Here is a 16,126-nt window from a genome sequence, read left to right on the forward strand (position 1 = left end):
GAGATATTTTATCTTTGTATTTTTATTTTATAGTTTTCTTTTAACTGATAGATATCTTCTACACTCTGTGTATATAAATGACCACCTTTTTTAGCAATTTCTATTACTAAAGCATCAATACATGCCATAGGAACAGCCATAGAATGATATTCATGATCTTCACCACGATATACATAAATATTATAGTCAGCCATTTTTTTAGCGTCATCGATTAAGCGACTAGACATCAGCATTGTCTGACATTTGATTTGATGGCAATATTCAAGAACTATCTGTGCTTCTACAGGTGTTTTTAAAAATCCAAAGAGAATAACAAAATCGTCTGATTTAATCATTGGAAGACATTCAAAAATCTCTGAACCACTTGAAGGCATGATAACAACTTTCTTTTGAAATCTGCGTAATCGAAATGAGAGTAAATCAGCAAGACAAATCGTTGCTCCTTTAGCAAATACATAAATTGTATTGGCTTCAATGATATGATCAACAATTGTATCAATTTCATCTATATCTAGATGTTCAATTGTTTTTTCAATATATTGATTTTGTAAAATTAAATAATGAGGAAAAGAGTGTTCTTGTGTTACTGTTGAATGCATTTTGTTGGCAGGGGATACCTTTTGTGTCATACTCATTTTCATATCTTTAAAATTGAGATAGCCTAGATGTTTAGGTAAGCGAGAAATAGTAGCTTGAGATATATGTGTTTTTTGAGAAAGTTCTTGGATTGACATAGAAGAAAACTGATGAATATTTTGAAAAATAAAATCTATCAGTTTTTTTTCGTTTTTTGTTAGTTTTTCAGTTGTTTCTGAATTCCATTTCATCGTGATCATCTCCTTAATAATGTATTATATCAGACATTCTATTTAAAAAATATCAGTTTTATGTAAAATAAAAATGTTGACATTTCTTGATAATACGTTTATTATATAACTGTTCAAAATAAAACAGTTAAGGAGAGAACTATGAAGATGCAAACAAAGAATGGGGAAAAGAAGTTTTTTTCACTAGCAATGTACCCCTATATCATCAAAAAATATAATTCTTTATTTGAAGATTTATTGAAAGAGTATCAGATGACACAAGTGGAAATAGATGTTCTGGCTTTCTTAGCTAATAATCCTGAATATAATCACGCTCAGGATATTGTCAATGTTCGTGGTATTTCCAAAGGACATGTGTCCTTAGCTATTGAAAAACTGGTGAAACGTGGTTATCTTACTAGAAATCCTGATCCACAAAACAGACGTTGCAATATTTTGTGTGTAGAACATCAGGCAGATTCTCTTATTAAACGTATTCAAGATATTCAACATCAGTTTGATGACATGTCATTTCAAAATATTTCATCAAGTGATTTGATTTTTTATCATCAAATTTTACAAAAGATTTATCAGAATTTAGGAGGGGGACATAATGAATGAAAGATTAGAGAATGAAAAAATATCAAAGTTGTTATTTGCGATGGCATTACCAGCTATTTTAGCTCAATTAGCAACGCTCATTTATAACATGGTTGATAGAATTTATATTGCCCGATTAGCAGATGGATCATTAGGAATTGCTGGGATTGGACTATGTACTTCTGTCATTACGATTATTACAGCTTTTACGAATTTATTTGGACGTGGTGGAGCACCATTGGCTTCTATTCGTCTAGGTGAAAAAAGACCAGCATTAGCTGAAAAGATATTGGGCAACTGTTTTTCAAGCCTGATTATTTCTTCTATCATTATCACAATTGTTTTACAATTTTTTGGTGCACAGATTTTAACTTTATTTGGTGCCAGTGAAAATACACTCCCTTATGCAATGGACTATATGCGTATTTATAGTTTAGGAACCATTTTTGTTCAACTGAGTGTAGGATTGAATTATTTCATTAATGCTCAAGGTTATACAAAATATGGAATGCTTACGTTATTGATAGGGGGTATTTTAAATATTATTTTAGACCCTATCTTTATCTTTGTATTTCATATGGATGTTGCTGGTGCAGCGATTGCAACAGTCATTTCTCAATTTGTTTCATGTGTCTGGGTTATGAAATTTTTATGGGGAAAACAGACAACGATTAAAATCAAAAAAGAACATATGAAATTAGATTTAGGTATTATGAAAAAAGTTGTTGGCTTAGGATTTTCACCTTTCTTTATGAATGCGACAGAAGGTATTTTACAAGTTTCTTTTAATCGCCAGTTATTATTCTTTGGTGGAGATTTAGCGGTTAGTGCCATGACAATTATGTTATCAATGAATCAAGTTTTACAATTACCAATGGAAGGTATTGCACAAGGAACACAGCCAATTATCAGTTATAACTATGGGGCTAAAAATTATGATCGTGTAAGAAAAACGATTTCTTTAGCTATTAAAGTTTCTTTGATATATTCAGTTATTGGTGTTTTATTGATGGAATTATTACCGGGTGTCTTTGTTCGCTTATTTGCTAATGAACCTCAATTAATTGAACTTTCAAATCAAATGTTAAGAGTTTATATCTTTGGTTTCATTATCATGGGAGCAAACTCTACATATCAACAGACATATACATCTTTGGGATTTGGAAAGCGTTCTTTCTTCTTTGCTTTCTATCGAAAGATTATTTTATTGATTCCTTTAATTTATATTTTACCAAACTTTATTTCAAACGGTGTATTTGCAGTTATGTTAGCTGAACCACTATCAGATTTAATCACAACAATCACAAATACCTTTGCTTTTAAACAATTTATGCATAAATATTTAAACAAAAAACTATCATGATGGTAGTTTTTTATTTTCTTTAGAAATGTTATGAAATATGTTAAAATAAGAAAAAAGAATGTGAGGGTTAGTATGAAAAAAGCAGTGATATTTGATATGGATGGTTTAATGATTGATAGTGAGAGAGTCACTTATAATGAGTATGTTAAAAAATTGGAACAGTTAGGTCATTATGATTTTACCGAAGAACTCTATAGAAATTGTTTAGGAAAAAACAAACAGGGAATCTGTCAAGTTTTTATCGATCATTATGGTGAAGATTTTCCAATGAAAGAAGTATGGGATGATGTTCATATATGGATAGATGAGAGCTTAAGACAACATGTTCCAAAGAAAAAAGGTTTAGATGAATTATTACAATATTTAAAGAGTCATAATTATAAAACAATTGTTGCGACATCAAGTGGACGTGAACGTGTTGATGAAATATTAAAAAATGCACAGTTGACACAATATTTTGATGATTCTATTTGTGGTGATGAGGTGACACATGGTAAGCCTAATCCAGAGATTTTTTTAACAGCTTGTCATAAATTAGGGGTTCAACCAGAGGAAGCAGTTGTTTTAGAAGATAGTGAGGCTGGAATTCAGGCAGCTTATGATGGACATATTGATGTTATTTGTGTTCCAGATATGAAATATCCAGAAGAAAAATATGTTCAGATGATTACAAAGATTGTAAAATCACTAGATGATGTTATTGATTATTTAGAGGTACAATAAAAGAACTGTTAAAGCAGTTCTTTTATTGCTTGAGCAACACTTTCAACATGAAGTTGTGAAATATCTTTTAAAGATTGAGGTGAAGTGTTGAATGTGATAGGGATATCCACACTCTTTAACATCGGTAAATCATTATATGAATCGCCTATTCCAGCAAAAGTCTTTATATGAAAGTGCTCTCTTACTCTTTTTATAGCTTCTCCCTTTGAACATCCTTTAGAAACTATATCTATAGAATCTAAATTTTGAAAAGCGAACACATCTTTATACATATGATTTATATTTTGAGTTTCTTGATATGCTTGTGTTTCATTATGGAATACTAATGATATACCATAGATGATTTCTTTGATTTGCTCAATGGAATGAAAGAGAATACATGAATCTGCTGAAAATTCTTTTTGAGTTTTATAAATATCTTTTTTGGTATGAATAATAATGAGTGCTTGATTTTGATATTGATAAAAGATGTTTTGTATAGTGTGATAGGTCACATGTTTTTCATAGAGTGGCTGTAGATTTTTATCTAAAATGATAGATCCACTTGAGATGATATAAAAATCTGGGTGAATAGTATCAAATAGATTGACAATACCATTATAAGGTCTACCACTACATAAACCAAATAAATATCCCGCTTTTTGATAATGAGCAATGGCTTGTTGATCCTCTAAGGAAATAGAAGGATTTTTATTAGGAAAGTATAATGTGTAATCAATATCACTAGCAAGTGCATTTGGCATATGAACAACTCCTTTTTTAAATTTTAATATGAATATGAAATTTTGTCAAAAATCATATTTTTCTAATCAAAAAAATGATATGATACAAATAAGGAGGAAAAAATATGAAGCCTAAAATACATTTTACTGCACCTTATCATTGGATTAATGATCCTAATGGTTTGATTTATTATCAAGGAAATTATCACATCTTTTATCAACATTTTCCATATGAAAATTTTTGGGGAACAATGCATTGGGGTCACGCTACAACAAAAGATTTATTACATTTTCAACATCATCCTATCGCAATATATCCATCATGTTATGATGATCGTAATGGATGCTTTTCAGGATCGGCTATTGAAAAAGATGGAAAGATGTATCTTTATTATACAGCGATTCGTTATGCTAAAGAGAATCCAGATTATGTCCATATTCAATATAGTGATGATGATTTAATAGCGTCACAATTTTTATTGATAAGTGATGATGGTTTTCATTTTCCTAATAAAGATGGAAAGAAAAAAGTTATTGATGTTATCACTGATTCTCGTTTAGGGGATATAAGACATACAAGAGATCCAAAAGTTTGGCAAATGAAAAATGGAAAATATGGATTGATTGTTGGAAGTAAAATCCCAAGTGATACAGGATATTGTGGTGAAGTTTTACTGTATGAAAGTGATGATGCAATTCATTTTTCATATAAAAACTGTTTTAAAGATGATTCTATAGGTGATATGTGGGAATGCCCAGATTTAATTGAAATCAATGATCAATATTTTATGATTTTTTCACCAGAACATATTCATGAACCACAACCAGATAGTATTGCAGTCATTATGCCTGTTCATTTTGATGAGGAAACAATGACAATTACAAAACAGGGTGACTACATGTATTTGGATTATGGACTTGATTTCTATGCCCCACAAACTTTTTTGGATGAAAATCATCAACGTACAATGTTAGCATGGATGCGTATGCGTGAACCGGTTTCTAATGAATCATGGACTGGTTTATATATCTTACCTAGACAATTTGAATATAAAAATAAACATGTTTATCAATCTGTTCATAATTCTGTTAAGGAGTATTTTAATCATAGTGTAGATCATGCTGATTTATCAAAACCATTTTATATGCATGTTATGATGAATAAAGAAAGTCAAATTGATTTTGGAGGCATGAAATTATATATTCAAGATGATTGTTTGTATTGTGATCGTAGCCAAGTATCTATTGAACATGAAAAAGTATGTAATCTTAACAAAACACCTGTATTGAATGGGCAATATGATTTGGAAATTTATTATGATTATCATATATTTGAAATCTTTATTAATGGAGGATATTATGTGCTGAGTCAACTAGTATATGACTTAGGTAAATTGATACAATATCATCAAGTACAGATTATAGATATCAAAGAAAATAAAGAATAAAATTTGCTTATAGTTTCTATAAGCATTTTTTTGTATAAAATTGAAAATAAAAAAAGAAAAATGAAATATTTTTGCGTATATAAATAATAGAGAGGTTAGAAATATTATATAGTGTTTACTATAAGCAATGATTTGTGTATAATATGTTTAGCCTCTCCTCTATAGGAGGGATTCGTTGATGAAAAAAGATCATGTGTTGAAGGATTTCTTCTCTTATCCTATCCATTTTGCTGACTTCATGAATGCTCTTTTCTTTGATGGTCATGATATCATCCATCCCAGTGATCTTCACCCTCTTGATTCCAGAGAGATATTTATTGGTGACTTTCTTTCTAAAGAACGCACTCATGATGTCATTATGATGTGGGAAAGAAAGGATTTTCAAGCTATCTTGATTCTTGAAGCTCAAAGCAGTGTTGTGGCAACATTGACAGGGAGAGAAGACATACTGGAAAAAATGAAAGGAGAAGAAGGAACAGTGGAGATGTATTCATTCTGGAAAGATGCAGAGAAATCAGGTATGGAAAAAGGAAAACAACAAGGAAAGTTAAGTGTTGTATTAATTCAATTAAAAAAACTATTAGGCAAACTTACACCAGATTTAGAGATGAAGATAGTTAATAGTAAAGAAGAAACGCTTGATAGTATTATCATCCATATATTTGAAATACATAATGAAGAAGATGTATTGAAGTGGTTATAAGCAAAAGGCATCATACATGAGTGTATGATGCTTTTTGCTTATATTTCATTGTAGAGAATATTTATGAAAAAATAATATTAATGTCTTAGAATTTCTTCTGGAGTAAGACGGCTTATATAAAATTGATGAATACTATAACAAATTATCCATAATAAGATCATAATTCCATAAATAGTAAAAAGCATATACAAAGATATTGATAGCTTAAAGAGGTATAAACATATAATAATCATTATACTAGGAATGAAATAGCCATAAAAAAGAAAATATTTTAGCTCATAATGGATTAAATAATATATATTTTTTTGACTCAATCCATTGATTTTTAATAAAGCAAATTCTTTTTTTCGGATCATAATATAATGATGAAATAAAATACAGAGAGAAAATACGGAAAGAACCATAATGATAATAACAATAGTTAATCTTAAAAAGTTAAGGTCTTTTTGAATTTGATACAATTCATCACCCTTTTGAAATTGATTGTTTATACCATATCCTTGTTTAATGAGTGTTTGTTTAACTTGATTAAGCGTTGTAAGATTTTTACAAAAAACTGTATAACCTACAACAGGTAATTGTTTCTCTTTCGCAAGAGTTTCTAGAGTATGATGAGAAATATAAAGATAATGTGAATCCTTATATAAAAATGGTGGAATAAAGTTTTCTTTAAAAAGTCCATATAGATGAAAAATTTCACTGTTATTACCTAACGATAATTGAAATTGTTGATCATCATAGAAGAAAGGTATGAGATTCTGATAATTTGAGGGTGAAGTTATGATCTCATTATAATGTGTTTGTGATGGATTCATTTGAGAAAGCTCGTTATCAAATTGGTTTTCTTCATAGATGGGTAATAAATAATGATCTATATGATTTAATGTTGCTCTATATTGATAAACAGGATATATGGATTGAATGTTTTGCAAGGATGGTTTTGATGTTATTTCTTTTATATCACTATCTAAATAGATGTTATTAGGATTTTGAGTTATAAATAGTTGGTTATAACTCATACGATCAAGTAGCTGAGCGTTCATAAGAATATTGTTTTCAATGATTTGATAACTTATGCAAAGAGAAGATACAGCAATTATAAAAACAAGTAAAATAAGAACATGCATAAAACGATATGCTTTTTGAAAATGTTTAATATAATTATGATAAAAATGTTGAGAGATGGATTTTCTTCTCGTTATGGAAGCTTGTTTTTCTGTTTTTTCTTGTTTATTAGCAATTAGCTTTTGTTCTTTGATTTGATAAATACTATCTGCATAGTCTGCTGCAATATAGCTATGACTGGCAATAATAATATAAATATTCTGTTGATGAGCAATATCTTGCAAAATTTGAAAAATAAGTCTTTCATTTTTTACATCTAATGCACTTGTTGGTTCATCTAAAATGAGGATAGTTGGATTTTTTAAAAGTGCACATGCAATAGCTAAACGTTGTTTTTCACCACCTGATAATTCACTTATTCTTTGATGAAGCGATATATGCAATTTGACCGTCTGAAGCAATTTTTGTAATTCTTCTTCTGTTTTAGAGATATCATTTAACATACAGGCATGTTTTAAATTTCCAAGTACATCATAATGATCAAATAAGAGATAATCTTGAAGAACATATCCAATATCATTTTTTCTAATCAAAGCAAGTTGTTCTTCATTTAATTGATGTAAATGTAGGTTTTGATAATTATATTCACAAGATATTTTCTTTGAAATACAACCAATTTGATAAAGTAAAGATGTTTTCCCAGTGCCACTTCTTCCTTGAATAAGTGTAACTTGTGAAGGATAGATAGTCATAGATGCATTATTTAGTAGAATTTTATCATACTCAATATGAATGTGATTTAATTGAATCATGTGCTCCCTCTTTTCTTATTATGAAATAGAAAATAAAGTATGGAATAATAAAGATAGTGAAAAAGGTTATGGTAGGGATAATGAAGAAAATAATTGAATGAAGATGAATTGGATATTGAAACAATGGATCAATGACGTATAAATAAATAAGAGTTAATAACGATGTTAACAATGATGAAAAAAGACTATTATAAAAATATAAATTACGTATTGTTGTTCTGATTTCTAAAAATGAATAACCATAAGATTGAAGAAAATAATAAATTTGTAAGTTTGTTTCTTTTTTTAAATAGAGAGTCATATTATAAATGATAATAAGGATAATAAAAACAAGTGTAGATAGAATAAATAAAGTTTCATTTGTATTTTGAGAGTATTGTTGTATTTGAGAGAGATTAATATTAGCATTAATGGTTGTAAGTCCTAATTGGTGAATATCTTCTAAAATATGGGGAAGATTTTCAATGCTGTCAATTTGAGCTTTATAAATAGTTGGTTGATATGGCTTACATATCATCATCTGTTGAGATGAATCTTCCTTTTCTAAAGATGTCATATATTGATTATAATGATCTGACCAATAATAAGTTATGTTTTTTTGAGTTGTATTCTCTTTTATGAGTTGTTGAATATAAGTTTGGGGAATAAAAATTTTATTATAATTAAATTCAGTGTTAGGACTTATTCCCATATTTACTTTTTTCAAAATACCATTGATGGGTAATGTTACTTTTTGATATTTTCCAAATAGTCTTAAAACAGGATATCCTTCTGATTGATATGAACCATCTTCATTTTGAAAAGGAATATAAGCATCGCCATATCCTTGATATGTAGGGATCATTATATAAAACGTTAAATAATATTGATTGTTGGCTGCTATAATTTGTAATTCATTAGCAAGTGCTTGAGAAATATAGATACCATTAGGATCATATGAAAACTGTGTTTCAATATCTTGACTATAGTCAATAGATTCATTATATGAACAAAGTAATGCTTGAGAAAACGAGCTATGTACAGGAGTTGTGTTTTCTTTAGCGTCAAGAGAAACTGTCATTGTATTTGCTTCTTGGAAAGAATTATCTAATGGGATAGGATCACTGATTTTTTCTAAAGCACCCATATTAAGGCTATAGTCGGGATAAATTGATTGAATATGTGGGATATTTTGGATTCTTGATACTTCATCATTTGTAAGAGGATATTCAATACCTTCTGAGGAATATGAAAGATTTTTAGATTGTGTTATAGGTTTATAAATGAGAATTTCATTTTCATAAATACTTGTTAGTGGAGAGGACTTAGCAACGGAAGATGAAAGAAGTAGAGATAGCCCAGAAGATGTTATAAATAAAGATAGGCTAATAAAAATATATGTAAAAAATGTATAAATACCATGTTTTTTTAAAAGTCTAGTACTTAAAAAGAATGCAGATAGGTGATGTGCTTTATGAGTTGGAATAGGTATATCTTTATTGAAATGTTGTTTTTTACAATGAATTGTTTGATTTTCAATTGTATAAATGTTATCACCGTGGTGTATTAATTCCTGATCGTGTGAAGCTACAATCACAATATGATGACGAGAATAGTCTTTTAATATTTGAATAACTCTTTTTGTCATACTTAAGTCTAATGATGATGTTGGCTCATCTAAAATCAATATTTCAGGTTGTTTTAATAATAAGAGTAATAACCCTAATCTGGTTTTTTCACCACCACTTAGTTGAGATGGATATTTCTTTAGTAAACCAGTTAATTCTAACTTTTGGACATAGTTATCCACATTTTGATAACGATAGACTTTATTCATTAATTGAATATGATCGTTTATTGTTAAAGCATCAATAAAGATAGGGTGTTGGTTAAGAAAACCTATATGTTCTTTTTTGAAATTGTGGATATTTTGAACAGTTTTTTGATTCCAGATATACTTTTGACAAGTTTTTTCACATAAAGCTAAACATCTTAATAAAGAACTTTTACCACTACCACTTTCACCTTCTATAATGTGTAACCCGATTGAAAATTGAAGTTCTTCGATATTCAAAACTGGTTGATAATATTGAATAGATATATTTTTAACTTTTAACATAATGAACAATATTCCCTCCCTGTATGGAAAAGTTTCACTTCGTTATGGAAGTGAAACTTTCAACTTACTAGCTGATTTTACCTGTACTAGGATTATATGTAAATGTAAATGTTGTCATTTGACCTCCAGCTGATTGACCAGAACTATCTCTAGTAATGCTAACGACAACTGAATGTTTAGCAGTATTTCCGTTGTTTGTAAGAACTGGATTTGTTCCTAATTTAGAGGCATATGCATGTGCACTAAATCCAGATGGTACAGATAGTCCAATGCAACCAACAGAAAATGACCACGAACCAGTTGTATTGTTTTTCTTTCCAGTGTCATTAACTTTAACGACACTTACATTAGTTTTTGTGACATTTTTGTTTTGGTAACTGTAGCTACATGGACATTGGCTAAACTAAACATTAAACATAAACGACAGGAAAAACAGAAACGAGTTTAATATTATCTTTTTCCATAAACTTATTTTATTCATTTTTGAAAAGGTTTATCTAATTTTATTTTATCATGTAGTCATCTATTGTCAATAAAATAATACATATTTTTAAAGGTATATATATTTAATAATATGTCTGATATAATTGAAGTGGTGATATAAGGTGCCTAAAAGAAATATATATTTTAAATTTGAAATGCTGATTTTATCAATATTGCAATATAAAGATTGTTATGGATATGAGTTGACTCAAATTATTAAACGTTTATCTGATGATGTTATTGATATAAAAGAAGGTGTGCTATACCCTAATTTATATAAATTGTTACAAACAGGATATATTTCAAGTTATGATCAACTTGTTAATAGAAAAGTAAGAGTCTATTATCATCTTGAGGAATCTGGTAAAGAATATTTAAAAGTGATATTACGGGAATATTTATTATGGGAAGAAAAGATTGATAAGATTATTCATTGCAAGAAGGAGGATATTGATGAATAAGGAAATGAAAAGATATTTAAAGGATATAAAATTGTTATTGCCTATTTTTGGAAAGGAAGAAAAGAAGTATTATCAACAATTGAAAAAGCATATTATAAAAACATTTAACAATCAAACATCTTATAGTGAGATTGTAGAAGAAGTAGGAGAACCTTATGAGGTTGTTCAAGCTTATTATGAGGAAGTTGGAATTAAACAGTTTATGTTTAGGTTAAGATTGCAAAAATATATACATTATATTTCTATTGTTATAATTGCTACTACAATCGTTTTAGGTTTATTTAGAATTTATTACTTGAGTAGTTTATATGAAGAAGTTAAAAATGCACAACCAATAACAGTTGAAGAAATTATACAAGAGGAATAGATAATTTATATTTTATTGAATACTTTAATACATAAAGGGGAATAAACTAATGAAAAAAGTCATCGCTATTATAATTTGTATTTTAATTTGTTTAATACAAAATGTTGCTGCATATAGTCATATGAAAACGCATATTGATTTTGAAGACGGAATGATTGTGGAAACAATTATTGAAGAATCAAATATTGTAATGTATTCTACGAAAACAAAAACAGGTACTAAAACAAAAAATTATAAAGATTCAAGGGGTAACACATTGTATTCAGTGAAGTTAACTGGAAATTTTAGTTATACTGGAACAACAGCAAAATGTATTTCATCTTCTCTTGAAGCTACCTCATATCATAAAACATGGAAAGTGTTTTCTAAATCATCATCTAAAAATAAAAACACTGCAGCTGGAAAGGTTGTCATGAAACAGTATTATGATGGTCAGGCTATACAAACTAAAAATGTATCAATAACTTTAACATGCAGCAATACAGGAGTTTTATCTTAATAAAATTTATAGAAGTTTGCTTAAAAGGCAAACTTTTTTAATTATATTAAAAAAGTTTGAAATAAAAAAAGAAAAATGAAATATTTTTGCGTATATAAATAATAGAGAGGTTAGAAATATTATATGGTGTTTACTATAAGCAAAGATTTGTGTATAATATGTTTAGCCTCTCCTCTATAGGAGGGATTCAATGATGAAAAAGGATCATGTGTTAAAGGATTTCTTCTCTTATCCTATGCGTTTTGCTGACTTCATGAATGCTCTTTTCTTTGATGGTCATGCTATTATTCATCCCTGTGACCTTCACCCTCTTGATTCCAGAGAGATATTTATTGGTGACTTTCTTTCTAAGGAACGCACCCATGATGTCATCATGATGTGGGAAAGAAAGGATTTTCAAGCTATCTTGATTCTTGAAGCTCAAAGTTGTGTTGACTTTACAATGGCATCAAGAACATTGCTTTATGATGCACTGGTCTACAACATGCAGGACAAGCGATTCAAGAATCATATGCTGATGCCAGTGATGAGTGTCGTATTGTTTCATGGCGAAGGGAAATGGAATGCCGTGACATCATTGCTGGAAAGAGTCAAAGGACCAGAGGAAATCAAGAGAAAACAGAATGACTGGAAGATGAGGGTTGTAGACATGAAGGAGATGGATGAAAACCTACTGAAAAATGAAGACAATAAAAAGGTCATCAGTGGATTAAAGATAATATGGAGAAAAGATGAAGAAGGATTAAAGAAGATGATCATTACAAAAGCGGTAGCCAGAGTACTGGCAACATTGACAGGGAGAGAAGACATACTGAAAAAAATGAAAGGAGATGGAGGAACAGTGGAAATGTATTCATTCTGGAAAGATGCAGAGAAATCAGGTATGGAAAAAGGAAAACAACAAGGAAAGTTAAGTGTTGTATTGATTCAATTAAAAAAACTATTAGGCAAACTCACACCAGATTTAGAGATGAAGATAGTTAATAGTAAAGAAGAAACGCTTGATAGTATTATTATCCATATATTTGAAATACATAACGAAGAAGATGTATTAAAGTATATTTATAAATAGGAGAAGTATAAAATGAAATAGAGAAAAAAGAACTCTTAATCTATATGATTTTGAGCTCTTTTTTCTCTTTCTTGCATTTCTTCATAACTGAACATACAACCACAGTAGTTTTGGCGATACATTCCATATTCTTTTGTCATTTGTGTAGATTTTAAATAGCCATTATTCTTTTTGAAATCTGCATATAAAAAACGTGGAGAATCACACTGCCATTGATGACCAATTTCATTAATCCATTGACTATTTTTATGTGGAGAAACACTTAAAACTGTTGTCCAATAATCAAAATGATGTATTTTAGCATAGTCAAAGGTTCTACGCATTCTCAAACTATAACAAAGCTTACATCTCACACTTCCTTCAGGATATTCTTTTAAAGGATAGAGATGAGAAATCCATTCTGCATTGTTATAAGGGTCTTCAATGACTTTAATATCTTGTTGATAGTCTTGGTTAAATTTTTCTATAAAAGATAAAAGTTCATGAAAACGTCTTTGATATTCTTCTGGTGGATATATATTAGAATTAGAATAATAGATCGTAATCTGAAAATGTTCACTTAATTCTTTAATAACATTACTTGAACATGGACCACAACAGACATGTAATAATAATGAAGGATGACAATTGCCTAATTTTTGAATTTCTTCCTGTAATTTTAAATCATAGTTTATTTTCATTATTGAATAAACATGCAATCACCAAATGAGAAGAAGCGATACTTTTCTTCCACAGCGTGATGATAAGCTTTCATAATAAACTCCTTATCAGCAAATGCACTGACAAGCATAACTAAAGTAGATTTAGGAAGATGGAAATTCGTAATTAAGGCATCAATCGCTTCAAACTGATATCCAGGATAGATAAAAATATCTGTACTTTCCTGTGTTGCTTTAAACTGTCCATATTTTTTATAATTCGCTTCTAAAGTTCTTGTTGAAGTTGTACCTACACTAATAATACGTTGACCATTTGCTTTAGCTGTATTTAATTTTTGTGCAGTTTCTTCATCAATCATATAAAATTCGCTATGCATGTGATGTTCTAAAACATCATCTACTTTGACAGGTCTAAATGTACCTAGTCCTACATGTAGTGTGACATCTAAGATTTCAACACCCTTTTCTTGAACCTTTTCAAGAATCTCATCAGTAAAATGTAAACCTGCTGTAGGGGCAGCAGCACTACCTTCAATTTTTGCATAAACTGTTTGATAACGACTAGAATCTTCTAATTTTTCTTTAATATATGGCGGTAAAGGCATTGTACCTAAATGATCTAAGATTTCATAAAAGATACCATCATAAATCATCTCAAAATGACGAATCCCTTCTTCACCAATATAAATACATTTTGCTTTTAAAGAACCATCACCAAAAGTAATGATTGTACCCATTTTCACAATTCTGGCATTTCCTACTAAACATTCCCATACATTATTTCCTAAATCTTTCAATAATAGAACTTCAACATGACCATTTGTTTCCTCTTTTGTTCCATAAAGTCTGGCAGGAATGACTTTTGTATTGTTTCTAACCAAAATGTCACCAGCATGTAGATAATCTAAAATATCATAAAAATGTTTATCTTCAATGGTTCTTTCTTTTCTATTTAAAACCATTAAACGAGAAGTATCTCTTTTTTGTAGAGGAGTTTGTGCAATCAATTCTTCTGGTAAGTTATAATCAAATTCACTTAATTTCATTTAAAACGCCCTTTCATATACATCTCTACCATAACTATTTAAAAATTCTTCTTTAAAATCTAATAAACGATCTTCTTGAATGGCTTTTCTGATATCTTCACTTAATTGTAATAAAAATGCTACATTATGAATAGAAAGTAAACTCTTTCCAAATAATTCATCACATTTATGTAAATGTCTTAAATAAGCACGAGTATAATTTTGACATGTATAACAATGACACTTGTCATCAATAGGTGTAAAATCATATTTATATTTTTCATTATTAATATTCATACGTCCATGATGTGTCATTAAAGCACCATGTCTGGCAACTCTTGTAGGTAAAACACAATCAAACATATCAATACCACGAATCGCACCTTCAATTAAATCAATAGGATTACCAACACCCATTAAGTAACGCGGTTTATCATCTGGTAACCATTTTACGGCATCATCGATCATCTTATACATGACATCTTTAGGTTCACCAACACTTGTTCCCCCAATAGAATAACCAGGAAAATCCATTTTTACTAATTCTTTAGCACTTAACTCTCGTAAATCTTCAAATTCTCCACCTTGAACAATACCAAATAAAGCTTGGTCTTTACGCTTATGAGCATCTTTACCACGTTTGGCCCAACGTAGAGTTCTTTCCACACTTTTTTTCATATAATCATGTGTTGAAGGATAAGGGGCACATTCATCAAAACTCATAATAATATCTGCACCTAGATCATTTTGAATTTGTATAGATTTTTCAGGAGATAAAAATAACTTTTTCCCATCAACAATACTTTTAAAAGTGACTCCTTCTTCTTCAATTTTTCTTGTCTTTCCTAATGAAAAAACTTGAAAACCGCCACTATCAGTTAAAATAGGACCATCATAATTCATAAACTTATGTAATCCTCCAGCCATTTTCACCACATCTTCACCAGGTCTTAACCATAAATGATAAGTGTTTGCTAAAATGACTTGAGAATGCATCTCTTTTAATTGTTCTGGAGAAATACCTTTCACTGTCGCAAGTGTACCAACAGGCATAAACATAGGTGTTTCAACATCACCATGAGGTGTATGTAAAATACCATATCTTGCACCTGATTGTTTACACACATGTTTTAATTCATACCAAAAACCTTCCATTTTTTCACCTCTTTTTAGCATAAACATTATACATGAAAGGGAGCATAAGTTCAAATTTTATTGAT

17 protein-coding genes are annotated in these 16,126 nt (G+C 29.3%); 10 read left to right on the forward strand and 7 right to left on the reverse strand.

Annotated elements, in window-relative coordinates; translation table 11 throughout:
- Window positions 1–8: 8 nt before the first annotated feature.
- Window positions 9–827, reverse strand: coding sequence for a MurR/RpiR family transcriptional regulator (locus ACGHJ8_RS00905; protein ID WP_162607690.1), 819 nt, complete (start codon window positions 825–827; stop codon window positions 9–11).
- A 141-nt stretch (window positions 828–968) separates the two neighbouring features.
- Here ACGHJ8_RS00905 and ACGHJ8_RS00910 point away from each other — a divergent pair, with 141 nt between their 5' ends.
- From ACGHJ8_RS00910 to ACGHJ8_RS00920, 3 genes are all read left to right on the forward strand, one after another.
- Window positions 969–1,427 (forward strand): MarR family winged helix-turn-helix transcriptional regulator, encoded by a 459-nt coding sequence (locus ACGHJ8_RS00910; RefSeq protein WP_211962691.1) that lies wholly within the window; start codon window positions 969–971, stop codon window positions 1,425–1,427.
- A complete protein-coding gene (locus ACGHJ8_RS00915; RefSeq protein WP_390541156.1) occupies window positions 1,420–2,769 on the forward strand; it encodes an MATE family efflux transporter in 1,350 nt (449 codons plus the stop codon). Before ACGHJ8_RS00910 ends, ACGHJ8_RS00915 begins: the two co-directional genes overlap by 8 nt.
- 72 nt (window positions 2,770–2,841) lie before the next feature.
- A complete protein-coding gene (locus ACGHJ8_RS00920; RefSeq protein WP_249191363.1) occupies window positions 2,842–3,492 on the forward strand; it encodes an HAD family phosphatase in 651 nt (216 codons plus the stop codon).
- Between the two features lie 8 nt (window positions 3,493–3,500).
- Here the strand turns inward: ACGHJ8_RS00920 and ACGHJ8_RS00925 are convergent, their stop codons facing one another.
- Window positions 3,501–4,235: an HAD-IIB family hydrolase gene (locus ACGHJ8_RS00925; RefSeq protein WP_390541158.1), complete on the reverse strand. Its 735-nt coding sequence runs from the start codon at window positions 4,233–4,235 to the stop codon at window positions 3,501–3,503.
- Between the two features lie 104 nt (window positions 4,236–4,339).
- On the opposite strand from ACGHJ8_RS00925, the gene ACGHJ8_RS00930 reads away from it, so the two are divergent.
- Both ACGHJ8_RS00930 and ACGHJ8_RS00935 read left to right on the forward strand, forming a co-directional pair.
- The gene (locus tag ACGHJ8_RS00930) at window positions 4,340–5,662 is read left to right on the forward strand and encodes a glycoside hydrolase family 32 protein (RefSeq protein ID WP_087359551.1); all 1,323 of its coding nucleotides are present in this window, start codon (window positions 4,340–4,342) and stop codon (window positions 5,660–5,662) included.
- Between the two features lie 178 nt (window positions 5,663–5,840).
- A complete protein-coding gene (locus tag ACGHJ8_RS00935; protein WP_390541161.1) occupies window positions 5,841–6,365 on the forward strand; it encodes a DUF4351 domain-containing protein in 525 nt (174 codons plus the stop codon).
- Window positions 6,366–6,442: 77 nt separating this feature from the next.
- Here ACGHJ8_RS00935 and ACGHJ8_RS00940 read toward each other — a convergent pair whose 3' ends face one another.
- Window positions 6,443–8,242 (reverse strand): ABC transporter ATP-binding protein, encoded by a 1,800-nt coding sequence (locus ACGHJ8_RS00940; RefSeq protein ID WP_087360471.1) that lies wholly within the window; start codon window positions 8,240–8,242, stop codon window positions 6,443–6,445.
- Window positions 8,214–10,340: an ATP-binding cassette domain-containing protein gene (locus tag ACGHJ8_RS00945; RefSeq protein WP_390541163.1), complete on the reverse strand. Its 2,127-nt coding sequence runs from the start codon at window positions 10,338–10,340 to the stop codon at window positions 8,214–8,216. The genes ACGHJ8_RS00940 and ACGHJ8_RS00945 overlap by 29 nt, the downstream gene beginning before the upstream one ends.
- 155 nt (window positions 10,341–10,495) lie before the next feature.
- Between ACGHJ8_RS00945 and ACGHJ8_RS00950 the strand changes: the two genes are divergently transcribed.
- The 5 genes from ACGHJ8_RS00950 (at window position 10,496) to ACGHJ8_RS00970 (ending at window position 13,222) form a co-directional block, all read left to right on the forward strand.
- Window positions 10,496–10,717 (forward strand): hypothetical protein, encoded by a 222-nt coding sequence (locus tag ACGHJ8_RS00950; protein ID WP_211962701.1) that lies wholly within the window; start codon window positions 10,496–10,498, stop codon window positions 10,715–10,717.
- A 228-nt stretch (window positions 10,718–10,945) separates the two neighbouring features.
- On the forward strand, window positions 10,946–11,284 hold the full coding sequence (locus ACGHJ8_RS00955) for a PadR family transcriptional regulator (protein WP_087360465.1): 339 nt from the start codon (window positions 10,946–10,948) through the stop codon (window positions 11,282–11,284).
- Entirely contained in the window at window positions 11,277–11,651 is a 375-nt protein-coding gene (locus ACGHJ8_RS00960; protein WP_087360462.1) for a DUF6120 family protein, read from the forward strand. Before ACGHJ8_RS00955 ends, ACGHJ8_RS00960 begins: the two co-directional genes overlap by 8 nt.
- A gap of 49 nt (window positions 11,652–11,700) precedes the next feature.
- The gene (locus tag ACGHJ8_RS00965; RefSeq protein ID WP_087360459.1) at window positions 11,701–12,150 is read left to right on the forward strand and encodes a hypothetical protein; all 450 of its coding nucleotides are present in this window, start codon (window positions 11,701–11,703) and stop codon (window positions 12,148–12,150) included.
- A 190-nt stretch (window positions 12,151–12,340) separates the two neighbouring features.
- Entirely contained in the window at window positions 12,341–13,222 is an 882-nt protein-coding gene (locus ACGHJ8_RS00970; RefSeq protein ID WP_390541167.1) for an Rpn family recombination-promoting nuclease/putative transposase, read from the forward strand.
- 35 nt (window positions 13,223–13,257) lie between these two features.
- On the opposite strand, the gene ACGHJ8_RS00975 is transcribed toward ACGHJ8_RS00970, so the two are convergent.
- The 3 genes from ACGHJ8_RS00975 to tgt are packed head-to-tail and all read right to left on the reverse strand — an operon-like array spanning window position 13,258 to window position 16,061.
- Entirely contained in the window at window positions 13,258–13,902 is a 645-nt protein-coding gene (locus tag ACGHJ8_RS00975) for an epoxyqueuosine reductase QueH (protein ID WP_087357003.1), read from the reverse strand.
- Complete coding sequence (gene queA, locus ACGHJ8_RS00980; protein ID WP_205090865.1) at window positions 13,902–14,927, reverse strand: tRNA preQ1(34) S-adenosylmethionine ribosyltransferase-isomerase QueA; 1,026 nt, start codon at window positions 14,925–14,927, stop codon at window positions 13,902–13,904. The genes ACGHJ8_RS00975 and queA overlap by 1 nt, the downstream gene beginning before the upstream one ends.
- Window positions 14,928–16,061, reverse strand: a complete 1,134-nt coding sequence (gene tgt / locus ACGHJ8_RS00985; protein WP_249191364.1) for a tRNA guanosine(34) transglycosylase Tgt — start codon at window positions 16,059–16,061, stop codon at window positions 14,928–14,930.
- Window positions 16,062–16,126: the final 65 nt, after the last annotated feature.

The organism is Massiliimicrobium timonense (assembly GCF_042850985.1).
Classification (GTDB): Bacteria; Bacillota_I; Bacilli_A; order Erysipelotrichales; family Coprobacillaceae; genus Allocoprobacillus.

Excerpts from the sequence above, each read along its gene's own strand:
- ACGHJ8_RS00920 (WP_249191363.1), top strand. The coding sequence starts at position 2,842 with ATGAAAAAAGCAGTGATATTTGATATGGATGGTTTAATGATTGATAGT.
- ACGHJ8_RS00970 (WP_390541167.1), top strand. The coding sequence starts at position 12,341 with ATGATGAAAAAGGATCATGTGTTAAAGGATTTCTTCTCTTATCCTATG.
- tgt (WP_249191364.1), bottom strand. The coding sequence starts at position 16,061 with ATGGAAGGTTTTTGGTATGAATTAAAACATGTGTGTAAACAATCAGGT.
- ACGHJ8_RS00950 (WP_211962701.1), top strand. The coding sequence starts at position 10,496 with ATGCTAACGACAACTGAATGTTTAGCAGTATTTCCGTTGTTTGTAAGA.
- ACGHJ8_RS00935 (WP_390541161.1), top strand. The coding sequence starts at position 5,841 with ATGAAAAAAGATCATGTGTTGAAGGATTTCTTCTCTTATCCTATCCAT.
- ACGHJ8_RS00910 (WP_211962691.1), top strand. The coding sequence starts at position 969 with ATGAAGATGCAAACAAAGAATGGGGAAAAGAAGTTTTTTTCACTAGCA.
- ACGHJ8_RS00905 (WP_162607690.1), bottom strand. The coding sequence starts at position 827 with ATGAAATGGAATTCAGAAACAACTGAAAAACTAACAAAAAACGAAAAA.
- ACGHJ8_RS00925 (WP_390541158.1), bottom strand. The coding sequence starts at position 4,235 with ATGCCAAATGCACTTGCTAGTGATATTGATTACACATTATACTTTCCT.
- ACGHJ8_RS00975 (WP_087357003.1), bottom strand. The coding sequence starts at position 13,902 with ATGAAAATAAACTATGATTTAAAATTACAGGAAGAAATTCAAAAATTA.
- ACGHJ8_RS00965 (WP_087360459.1), top strand. The coding sequence starts at position 11,701 with ATGAAAAAAGTCATCGCTATTATAATTTGTATTTTAATTTGTTTAATA.
- ACGHJ8_RS00930 (WP_087359551.1), top strand. The coding sequence starts at position 4,340 with ATGAAGCCTAAAATACATTTTACTGCACCTTATCATTGGATTAATGAT.
- ACGHJ8_RS00915 (WP_390541156.1), top strand. The coding sequence starts at position 1,420 with ATGAATGAAAGATTAGAGAATGAAAAAATATCAAAGTTGTTATTTGCG.
- ACGHJ8_RS00940 (WP_087360471.1), bottom strand. The coding sequence starts at position 8,242 with ATGATTCAATTAAATCACATTCATATTGAGTATGATAAAATTCTACTA.
- ACGHJ8_RS00945 (WP_390541163.1), bottom strand. The coding sequence starts at position 10,340 with ATGTTAAAAGTTAAAAATATATCTATTCAATATTATCAACCAGTTTTG.
- ACGHJ8_RS00960 (WP_087360462.1), top strand. The coding sequence starts at position 11,277 with ATGAATAAGGAAATGAAAAGATATTTAAAGGATATAAAATTGTTATTG.
- queA (WP_205090865.1), bottom strand. The coding sequence starts at position 14,927 with ATGAAATTAAGTGAATTTGATTATAACTTACCAGAAGAATTGATTGCA.